The organism is Longimicrobium sp., assembly GCF_036387355.1.
Lineage (GTDB): Bacteria > Gemmatimonadota > Gemmatimonadetes > Longimicrobiales > Longimicrobiaceae > Longimicrobium.
This window is the reverse complement of the sequence record NZ_DASVTX010000423.1, coordinates 1-1,672: the sequence shown is the minus strand read 5'-3', so window position 1 is coordinate 1,672 and position 1,672 is coordinate 1. Positions and strand designations below refer to the sequence as shown.

Genomic DNA, 1,672 nt, shown 5'->3' with positions numbered 1-1,672 from the left:
TGAGCGCCTTTTACGCGCGCTGGTCTGAGGAGGGGCTCGCCAGCCACCACCGCGCGGCGCGCCACGTCTACGAAACCGCGCACGGCGCATTTCGCCATGTGGCGCAGGCGCTGCGGGAGGGCCAGACGCTGACGGAGTGGGACGTGCGCGGGTGGATCGGCGACGAGTTCGCCCGACGCGGCATCACCGTGGGCGGCGACGCCATCGTGGCGGTGAACGGCAACGCCGCCAATCCGCACTACGGCCCCAGCGCGGACCGGCATTCGGAAATCCGCCCCGGCGACCTGCTGCTGATCGACCTGTGGGGCAAGGAGAACGCCGCCGCCATCTACGCCGACCAGACGTGGATGGCGTACGCGGGCGAGCACGTGCCGGACCGCATCGCCGAGATCTTTGCCGCCGTGCGCGATGCGCGTCTGGCGGCCATCGACCTGGTGCGCCGCCGCTGGGCCGCGGGCGAGGCGGTGGCGGGATACGAGGCGGACGATGCGTCGCGCGCGGTGATCACGGACCGCGGCTGGGGCGACGCCTTCATCCACCGCACCGGGCACTCCATCGACCGGGAGCTGCACGGCTCGGGGCCCAACATCGACAACCTGGAAACGCGCGACACGCGCACCCTCATCCCCGGGGTCGGCTTTTCCATCGAGCCCGGCATCTACCTGCCGGGCGACGTGGGCTTCCGCTCGGAGGTGAACGTGTACATGGGGCCGGACGGGCCGGAAGTCACCACGCCGGAGCCGCAGACCGAGGTGTACGCGCTGCTCTCGGACCCGCGGTTCGGATGACGGACGCCGACCTCACGGCGCCGATGCGCCCCGTGGAGGCCGCGCCGGACCTCGCGGGGCCGGAGGTGGCTTCCGCACTGGGGCTGGCGCCCTCGCCGTCGCCGCTGCGCCACGCCGCGCCGCACGGCCTGTCGCTGCTGGCGGTGATTCCCGCGCCGGGCGACGGCGCCGCGTGGCAGCCGGCGGACCCGGCGCTCCGTGCGTCGCTGGTGGCGGGAACGGATTTGGCGGCGCTGGTGTGCCCCGCGCCGGACCCGGGGCTGGAAATGGAGGCGGGGCACGTGGCGTCACGCCACTGGGAGGTGCACCGCGCGCTGCTGCACGGCCGCGTGGTTCCCGCCCCGGTGGGGATCGTGTTCGCGGATGAGGAGGCGGTGCGCGCGTTCCTTACGGAGTCGCACGCCTCGCTGCACGGGGCGATGGAGCGCGTGGGCGGGCGGTGGGAGTTCCGGCTGCACGTGGACGTGGTGGATCCGGGGTTCGCGCGGCAGATGGCGCTGGACCTGGCCACGCACATCTACGCCGAGCTGCGGCGCATCAGCGCGGCGGCGGTAACGCTGCCGGCGGCGGGGCAGCGGGTGCTGAGCGCGGCGTTCCTGGTGGAGCGCGGCTCGTCGTCGGGCTTTCAGGACAAGCTGGACGTGCTGGCGCGGCTGAACAGCGCGCTGCAGCTGGACCTTACGGGCCCGTGGCCCGCGTACGACTTCGTGCAGATGCGCGCGTCGACCGGCGTCGCCGCGGCGGACGGGCAGCACGGGGCGCACTGATGAACGGCAGTGCGTGAGTGCTGGGTGCGTGAGTGCTGAGTGCTGAGTGCGGTCTTCCGCCTCGGGGCTCTCATCTGGTCCCTCACCGCTCCCTCCCGGCCGGAAACGAAGCGCGAG

At 73.2% G+C, this 1,672-nt stretch carries 2 protein-coding genes; both read left to right on the top strand.

The window, feature by feature from the left end:
* Positions 1–788, top strand: a 788-nt coding sequence (locus tag VF665_RS18530; protein WP_331054941.1) for a M24 family metallopeptidase, incomplete at its 5' end; no start/stop codon positions are given.
* Positions 785–1,555, top strand: a complete 771-nt coding sequence (locus VF665_RS18525; protein WP_331054940.1) for a GvpL/GvpF family gas vesicle protein — start codon at positions 785–787, stop codon at positions 1,553–1,555. The genes VF665_RS18530 and VF665_RS18525, both read left to right, overlap by 4 nt.
* Positions 1,556–1,672 lie beyond the last annotated feature (117 nt).